This is a genomic window from Sulfurovum sp. bin170 (assembly GCF_010892395.1).
Lineage (GTDB): Bacteria > Campylobacterota > Campylobacteria > Campylobacterales > Sulfurovaceae > UBA1140.
In genome coordinates this window covers 1-7,726 of record NZ_JAACKB010000047.1, presented here as the reverse complement: position 1 = coordinate 7,726, position 7,726 = coordinate 1, and the positions used below count along the sequence as shown (strand labels likewise).

The following is a 7,726-nucleotide window of genomic DNA, read 5'->3' as shown; positions in this document are numbered from 1 at the left end:
TATCTTTTCAATCTCTTTTAGACCAAGATAACTTCTCTGACGCTATGGCACTCTATATGGAGGCTGATAACGAGCAACTAAGTGAATATCAACTTGCATTAAAGGCATATTTCTATGATAGAATAAATAGATTTCCAAAAAAAACTATTGAGCAGATACTATACTATATGGAGATAGAGCCACAATCAGAAGATATTCCACTATATTTGGCTAAATACTATAGTGAAAAAGGTGAGTTTGAAAAAGCGATAAAACTACTCCTTGAACTTCAAGAGACTCATCAAGAGGGAAGTTCAAAATCCATTTCGCATGACCTAAACAGTACCATTGAGTCCTATATAGAGCGACTCACAAAGGCAAAAGAGTTCACAAAACTTATCTCATTTTTAGAAGATATAATCTCCAAAAACTTAAAGAGTGAAAAATACTCAATCAGACTTGCCGAACTCTACTATAACTTAGATAACTACGAAAAAGTTCAAGAGCTACTTGAATATATAGACAGCGACTCTACTTATGGTGCGAAAGCTCAAACTATGCTACAAAATATAGAGTTACGAGAGAAAGAACTAGCACAATATACTCACAAAATACCTCTGATTAAAATCGACTCACACTATAGTATCAATCTTACTATCAATCAGATTCCTGTGACGCTACTACTCGATACAGGAGCTAGTTATACATTTATTGATAGTGAAAAAGTACCCTCTTTGGTTATAGAAAAAGAGATACTTCTCAATACAGCAGGGGGAGAGATAGTTGCAAATCTTTGTCAAGCAGAGAGTCTAACTATTGAGGATATTGAGTTGAAAGATTTTACAGTAACTACAGCTCCATTTAAAGATAGAGGTGCTGATGGACTACTTGGAATGAACTTTTTTGAGCAGTTTAATTTCAAGATTGACCAGAATAGGAGTTTACTATATTTGGCTGAAAAGAATTAGGAAACGCAGACTTTAGTCGCGTAAATAGTGGGCGAGGCTAAAGCCATCGTTTCCTTATATGCAATCTGCACTTTCGGAATCGGCGTGTTTACACCCGAACTATATTGGTTCAAAAGATGCCAAGAACTAACAGATAATTCCAGAGCCTATTACTCTATTATCATCATAAAAAACGGCAACCTGCTCATAGGCTAGACCATATACAGGTTCGCCCAAAGTGACAAAACCCCCATCTCCATTTAGCTTAACCCTGCAAGGAATCGCTTCTGTTCTATATCGTACTTTGACCATGCTCTCAAACTCATCACCTAAATCCTCAAAAAAATTCATCTTCTTTATAGCAAAAGAGTCTTTTGCAAGTTCATCTCTTTTTCCTACAACTATCTGATTGCTTTTTGGATTTATAGATAATACAAAGTGTGGGTCATGCGCCCCATCCACCGTAAAACCACGCCGTTTTCCTATAGTATAGTGCATATAACCTTTATGCGTTCCTACCACTTTACCATCAGAATTGACCGTTTCACCTACTTGGTCAATATTCATATGTCTCTCCAAGATTTCAGTATAATCATTCTCCACAAAACAGATTTCGCTACTCTCCTTTTGCTCTCCTATATCTTGTAGCAGTGGTATATTTTTGGCAAACTCTTTGACATCCTCTTTGAGCCACTTTCCCAACGGAAATATAAGTCTAGGCAGTATCTCCTTTCTCACTTGTGCTACAAAATAACTCTGGTCTTTGCTCTCATCTTTTGCCATATAGAAAAACTCACCATCACAGTTTAGATAGTGTCCAGTTGCCACTTTCTCTATCCCCAAACTATCTGCAAACTCGACCATTTTACCAAACTTTATCGTTCTATTACACAGAACACAAGGATTTGGGGTAAGTCCCTCTCTATAGGTATCTACAAAATAGTCATAAACCTCATTTTTAAACTCACTAGATAAATCATGAAAATGAACTTTGATACCAAGATACTCTCCAACTCGTTTGGCTTTTGAGAAGTTCTCTTCGTGATACGCTTCATTGTCATGCAGTTTCATATAGACACCTACTACCTCATAACCCTCTTTTTGTAACAAAATGGCACTCACAGTTGAATCAACTCCACCACTCATACCTACTAATACTTTTTTACTCATATTTTACTCTTTAAATATTTTAGAGGTATCAACACAGAATCTCTCTTATGCCAGTGAGGATGAGGCAGAGTCAAATCTCTACTCTCAATCACCCTATTTTCATAAAAAATCATATCAATATCTAGCGTTCTAGGAGCATCCTTAAACGAACGAGTGCGTCCAAACCTCTTTTCACAATGGAGAATATAGCGTAAAAGTGCTTTAGGTTGCAGGTTTGTAGATATAACTATTACTGAATTATGAAAATAACTTTGATTTATATAACCAAATGGTGGATTTTTGAGAATAGGAGCAGTCTCTATTATATCTACAAATGGTGATTTTTTCAGATAATAGAACAGATGGTTAAATCGTCTCGGAACATCACCAATATTTCCACCTATACCCAAAACAGCTCGATACAGTTTGCAACTTCTCTTTTTTGTATGGTAGGGGTAGAGTTTAGTAAAAAGTTTAATGAATGAATATTCTGCCAAAATAGTCCTATTTAATTGGTTGCCATCTATATTGTGGGTCTATAACATCTATAAATGGTACTCTCTCTGCAACATGACAGGCATTACACACCTGCTTTGTCTGTTGATACTCTTTTGCTATAAGTTTATCATCCTTTTTATCCAATGCTATTTTCATGCTCTTGTATTGAGTATCCAAAAACATGGCTTTGCTACTACTCTCTCGTTTTGGTCTTCTTTGGACTCCATTTTCCATAGCCTTTTTAATTTTATCCCATTGGTAATTAGCTAGAGGGTAGTTTTTATCTTTGATAGCAAAATAGAAACTATTAAATCTATATCCGACCTCAACCATCGCAAGGTCAAATCCCCTTAACTGCTTCTCTATTTTTTTGAACTTCTCTTCACTGCTATTGGTATCTATAAGCCAATTGGACTTTGTAGAGTAGCTATTTTGGGCAACGGTGTAGTTGAGTGATAGAAGTGTCAATATCAAAATTAGTCTCATCTTAGCTATCTTTTCTTCGTATCTATATCACAATATCTCTTTTTCAACACTACCCTCATAATAAAATCTTTGGTAATCAACGCAAAACAGTAGACCCACAAAACATCCATAATGATATTTTGCTTATAATCCAATCCATAATACAAAATTGGCAACCCTATAAAGATGAGCCATTTAATATAATAGAAAAAGATAATACCTGCACCATACAGCTCTTTAAAAAGATGTTTCACTCTATACTCCTAAAAAATAGTAGGCTGAATTGACTCATTATCAACTCCACCCTCTGCATTCACTTTGATAAGAAAATCCCAAAGTTTGTTAGCTACCTCTTGGTAGCGTTTAGCCGTTTCGCAATTTGGAGCAACAACACTAATAGGCTGTCCATTGTCTCCACCCTCTCTTATGGCAGGTTCTATCGGTATCTCTCCTAGAAGTTGAGTTTTGAAATTTTCCACAAGGGGAGCGGTGGTTCCTTTACCAAAAATCGCATACTCTTTGCCACTCTCTGGACAGATAAATCCACTCATATTCTCCACCACTCCTGCAATGGGTATTTTGAGGTTTTGAAACATATCCATACTACGAATCGCATCATCCAGAGCTACTTTTTGTGGAGTTGTAACACAGACACCTGCTGTAACAGGCAGACTCTGAGCCAAAGCCAATTGAGCATCACCAGTCCCTGGAGGCATATCAAAGAGTAGTACATCTAGCTTGTCCCACAAAATATCCTCTAACATCTGCTCTATCGCTTGGGTCACCATAGCCCCTTTCCAGATGAGTGAAGCCCCTCTCTCTACTAGTGAACCGATAGACATCACTTGTATATTGTGAGCCATAATGGGTTTAATATTTTTACCCAAAAAAACAGGTTGCACACCCTCTATCCCCATCATTCTTGGAATATTAGGTCCATAAACATCAGCGTCAAGCAGTCCAACTCGTTTACCTTGTTGTGCCAGTGCAATGGCAAGATTGACTGTTGTAGTTGATTTTCCTACCCCTCCTTTTCCACTGCTAACCATTACAAAATTTTGAATATTTGGCAAAACATTTTTGCCTTGTGAGCTTGTCTCTTTTTGGACTTTGGGTTGAGTTATTTGAACCTCTACTACCATATCCTCTTTTGGAGCAACTCTTTTTCTTATCTCATCTTCTAGTTGTGCTTTTATCCTTGGGTCGGCAGATGGAATATCTAGTTTGATGGTTATCTTTTCATCCTCTATTGAAATCTCTTTAACAAAACCAAACTCCATAATGTTTTTTTTGAAGTTCGGATAGATGACTTTTGATAATCTCTCTTCAACTGTTTCCCTATTTATCATAAACGATTTTCCTTATAGTTACTATTTGACAATATTATATCTTTACAGCCCGACCATCAATCATCGCCACCATATCCTCTATACGAATCCCAAACTCATCAGGTATATAAATCCCTGGTTCAATTGTGTAGACCATACCATCCTCTATAACAGTATTTGATTTAGAAGAGATATATGGCATCTCATGTATATCTAGTCCCACACCATGACCTGTTGAGTGAACAAAATATTTTCCAAAACCAGCTTTGTCAATAATATCACGAGTCAGAGCATCTACCTCTTTAGCTTTCATACCTGTTCTAGCTTTTTCTATGGCGTTATCATGAGCTTTTAGAACCGTATCATAAGCTTTTTGAATCTTCTTGCTCTTGAACTTCTGTTCTATATCGAAACTGAAATTTTTGTTAGCATAAACCGTTCTTGTCCTATCCGAACAGTAGCGTTTATACTTCAATCCTGCATCAACCAAAAGCAGATCTTTTTTTTGTAAAATATTAGCTGTTGGCATAGCGTGTGGTTTTGAAGCGTTGGCATTTACTGCCACTATTGGGTCAAATGATAGCTCATATTTCCCATATCCAGAGAGTGCTGTTTTTGCCATATAGGTTAGACTATACTCATCTCTATTGAAGCCATCACGCCTAATCATATCTGCAAAAAAATCAAAAGCCTCTGCTCCAAGTTGAGAAGCTATAGTTAGAGTCTCAATCTCCTCAAAACTTTTAATAATCCTCTTTTTGTGAGAGAAGTCAGGTTTTGGTTTGAGTTTTATCTTCAACTTATCGGTCAACTTCTCAAAAGCAAATATACTCCACTCTTTGGAGTCATAGTTCAGTCTTTTAACTTTTGATTTTTTCAAAATCCTATTGGCTGTTTTGTACAGGTCTCTCTCTATAATAACTTCTGCACCAACAACCCTCTGCTCTGCTTCGATTTTATAACGACTATCCGTAAGAAAAAAAGCTTCAGCTCCAAGCTTGATATAGAGTGCATTATCACAGCTATAACCACACTCATAATATATTGCATTTTCATTTTTTAGTATATAATTCATGGAAATGGATTACCTTATTAAATATCTTTCAAAACTAGGAACCGATGGCTTTAGCCTCGTTATATTCGCGACTTTAGTCTCCGATTCCAAAAGAGTTGTTACTTTTGAAGATTCTGCTGTGCCTGTTGAGCCTGTTGTGCCTCTTTCATAGCCTTTACTTCATTCATAATCTGAGTAATAGCAACCATTGCCATATGATAAGAGAATGGACCAAAACCAGAAATTTGACCTGCACATACAGGAGCTATCAATGACTTCTGTCTAAACTCCTCTCTAGCATGGATATTTGAGAGATGAACTTCAACAGTTGGAATCTGAACAGCAGCAATCGCATCACGAATAGCAATAGATGTATGTGTATATGCAGCAGGATTGATAATAATACCATTAGCCTCACCCATACACTCCTGAAGTCTATCTATAATCTCACCCTCTAAATTGCTCTGAAAAAACTCTATCTCTATACCATTTTGCTGTGCAAAACCCTCCATCTGCTTATGAATATCTTCTAACTTCATTGGACCATAAATATTCTGCTCTCTATGACCTAACATATTTAAATTTGGACCTTGGATTACTACTACTTTCATTATTTCTTACCTTCAATTAAATTTTGGTCATATTTTATCGAAATTTGCTTTTAATTAATGATATAATCCACTTTTAATTCATCAAGAGGAAAAATCATGGAAAATCTAGGGATACTCTCCGTTCTCATTCCACTCTTTATCATCATCATGGCAATCATCACAAAAGATGTAGTAGTATCTCTACTCTCTGGTATATTTTTGGGAGAGTTAGTAATTCATCACTTCAATCCACTAGAGGCTATCTTGGCTCTTCTTGATGGATTTGTAGGACTATTTGCAGAAGGGTGGATAACCAAAACCGTCCTATTTGCTCTTCTAGTAGGCTCTATTATCAAGCTTATCAGCGACTCTGGTGGGGTTAATGGTTTTATCAATTATCTTAGTACAAAACATAAAAACTTAGACTCACCAAAAGGTGCTTTGCTTATTGCTTATGTTTTGGGGGTTGTAATATTTATAGAGTCCTCTATCACGGCACTCGTAGCAGGAACCGTAGCTAAACCTCTTTGTGATAAAAATGGAGTAAGCAGAGAGAAACTAGCATTTGTATGCGACTCCACCTCTGCACCTATCTGCTCTTTGATACCTTTTAACGCTTGGGGTGCTTTGCTTTTGGGGCTTATCATAACGGCGATTGATACCAATGTCATAACAGGTGATGGAGTCGCACTGCTTATAGAGTCTATTCTATTTAACTTCTACTCACTCATAACTATATTTTTGGTTCTAGCCGTAATACTATTTGATATAAACATAGGTTCAATGCGTCATGCTAAACCCCACAAAATAGACTCTAGCCCCATGATAGAGAATCATAAAAACAAATCTCCTCTACTTATGATACTACCTCTAGTTGTTCTAATAGTTATGGTTCCAATCTCACTATACTATACAGGTGATGGAGATATACTCAAAGGTTCAGGCTCCACCTCTGTATTTTACTCTGTTATTGCTACTCTAGCTTTTATATATGTTTACTATATCATGGGTAGACACCTAAAACACAAAGAGTATTTCAAATCACTATACGCAGGTATATCTGATATGGTTCCAATAGTGCTGATTTTACTTCTAGCATTTCTCATCGGAAATGTCATCAAAGGTTTAGGAACAGCAGATTATCTAGCTCATGTTATGGATGGTAATATCTCACCATTTCTACTACCATTTTTGGTCTTTTTGGTATCAGCCCTAACCTCTTTCTCCACAGGTACAAGCTGGGGAACATTCTCCATCATGATGCCTATCGCCCTCGCACTTGGAGCAAGTTTTGATATGCACATACCTCTGATGATAGGAGCCGTAATCTCTGGTGGAATTTTTGGAGACCATGTATCACCTATCTCTGATACTACGATTATCTCCTCAATGGCAAGTGGTTGTGACCACATCTCGCATGTAAGAACACAGATGCCCTATGCTCTTATCTCTGCGGGATTGGCTTCGGTTTTATATCTGATTATGGGGTGGATGCAAGGAGTGTAAAGATTAGACATATTTATGGTTTGGATACATCCTTGATTGGGATATCTTCTTTTTCTCCTTCCTCATTTTCAGTAGTTATGGTAGAGGAGTCCTTAACTTTATCAGATTTGATATTGTGACTTGGGTTACATGAACTTGGGCTTATGATAGAACATGCTATATAAGCTATGGCTACAACAAATACAAGAGTAATTATTATTATAATATTGT

The 7,726-nt window shown here is 36.7% G+C and carries 10 protein-coding genes; 2 read left to right on the top strand and 8 right to left on the bottom strand.

The window, feature by feature from the left end; translation table 11 throughout:
* The coding region (locus GSY74_RS01090) for a retropepsin-like aspartic protease (protein WP_164663252.1) at nucleotides 1-947 on the top strand (947 nt) is incomplete at its 5' end.
* A 126-nt stretch (nucleotides 948-1,073) separates the two neighbouring features.
* Here the strand turns inward: GSY74_RS01090 and mnmA are convergent.
* The 7 genes from mnmA to aroQ form a co-directional block, all read right to left on the bottom strand.
* On the bottom strand, nucleotides 1,074-2,096 hold the full coding sequence (gene mnmA / locus GSY74_RS01085) for a tRNA 2-thiouridine(34) synthase MnmA (RefSeq protein WP_164663251.1): 1,023 nt from the start codon (nucleotides 2,094-2,096) through the stop codon (nucleotides 1,074-1,076).
* Nucleotides 2,093-2,572, bottom strand: coding sequence for a 2-amino-4-hydroxy-6-hydroxymethyldihydropteridine diphosphokinase (gene folK / locus GSY74_RS01080; protein ID WP_223157421.1), 480 nt, complete (start codon nucleotides 2,570-2,572; stop codon nucleotides 2,093-2,095). The genes mnmA and folK overlap by 4 nt, the downstream gene beginning before the upstream one ends.
* Nucleotides 2,573-2,579: 7 nt before the next feature.
* On the bottom strand, nucleotides 2,580-3,059 hold the full coding sequence (locus GSY74_RS01075; protein ID WP_164663250.1) for a hypothetical protein: 480 nt from the start codon (nucleotides 3,057-3,059) through the stop codon (nucleotides 2,580-2,582).
* 5 nt (nucleotides 3,060-3,064) lie between these two features.
* Nucleotides 3,065-3,292, bottom strand: coding sequence for a hypothetical protein (locus tag GSY74_RS01070; RefSeq protein WP_164663249.1), 228 nt, complete (start codon nucleotides 3,290-3,292; stop codon nucleotides 3,065-3,067).
* 9 nt (nucleotides 3,293-3,301) lie between these two features.
* Nucleotides 3,302-4,387 carry an Mrp/NBP35 family ATP-binding protein gene (locus GSY74_RS01065; RefSeq protein ID WP_164663248.1) on the bottom strand — a complete coding sequence of 362 codons (1,086 nt, stop codon included), beginning with the start codon at nucleotides 4,385-4,387 and terminating at the stop codon, nucleotides 3,302-3,304.
* 34 nt (nucleotides 4,388-4,421) lie between these two features.
* Nucleotides 4,422-5,441 carry a M24 family metallopeptidase gene (locus GSY74_RS01060; protein ID WP_164663247.1) on the bottom strand — a complete coding sequence of 340 codons (1,020 nt, stop codon included), beginning with the start codon at nucleotides 5,439-5,441 and terminating at the stop codon, nucleotides 4,422-4,424.
* 98 nt (nucleotides 5,442-5,539) lie between these two features.
* Nucleotides 5,540-6,031, bottom strand: coding sequence for a type II 3-dehydroquinate dehydratase (aroQ, locus tag GSY74_RS01055; protein ID WP_164663246.1), 492 nt, complete (start codon nucleotides 6,029-6,031; stop codon nucleotides 5,540-5,542).
* A gap of 96 nt (nucleotides 6,032-6,127) precedes the next feature.
* On the opposite strand from aroQ, the gene GSY74_RS01050 reads away from it, so the two are divergent.
* Nucleotides 6,128-7,516 (top strand): Na+/H+ antiporter NhaC family protein, encoded by a 1,389-nt coding sequence (locus GSY74_RS01050; RefSeq protein WP_164663245.1) that lies wholly within the window; start codon nucleotides 6,128-6,130, stop codon nucleotides 7,514-7,516.
* Nucleotides 7,517-7,529: 13 nt separating this feature from the next.
* Here GSY74_RS01050 and GSY74_RS10770 read toward each other — a convergent pair.
* Nucleotides 7,530-7,726, bottom strand: a 197-nt coding sequence (locus GSY74_RS10770) for a hypothetical protein (RefSeq protein ID WP_223157420.1), incomplete at its 5' end; no start/stop codon positions are given.

Excerpts from the sequence above, each read along its gene's own strand:
- GSY74_RS01060 (WP_164663247.1), bottom strand. The coding sequence starts at position 5,441 with ATGAATTATATACTAAAAAATGAAAATGCAATATATTATGAGTGTGGT.
- mnmA (WP_164663251.1), bottom strand. The coding sequence starts at position 2,096 with ATGAGTAAAAAAGTATTAGTAGGTATGAGTGGTGGAGTTGATTCAACT.
- GSY74_RS01065 (WP_164663248.1), bottom strand. The coding sequence starts at position 4,387 with ATGATAAATAGGGAAACAGTTGAAGAGAGATTATCAAAAGTCATCTAT.
- GSY74_RS01050 (WP_164663245.1), top strand. The coding sequence starts at position 6,128 with ATGGAAAATCTAGGGATACTCTCCGTTCTCATTCCACTCTTTATCATC.
- GSY74_RS01075 (WP_164663250.1), bottom strand. The coding sequence starts at position 3,059 with ATGAGACTAATTTTGATATTGACACTTCTATCACTCAACTACACCGTT.
- aroQ (WP_164663246.1), bottom strand. The coding sequence starts at position 6,031 with ATGAAAGTAGTAGTAATCCAAGGTCCAAATTTAAATATGTTAGGTCAT.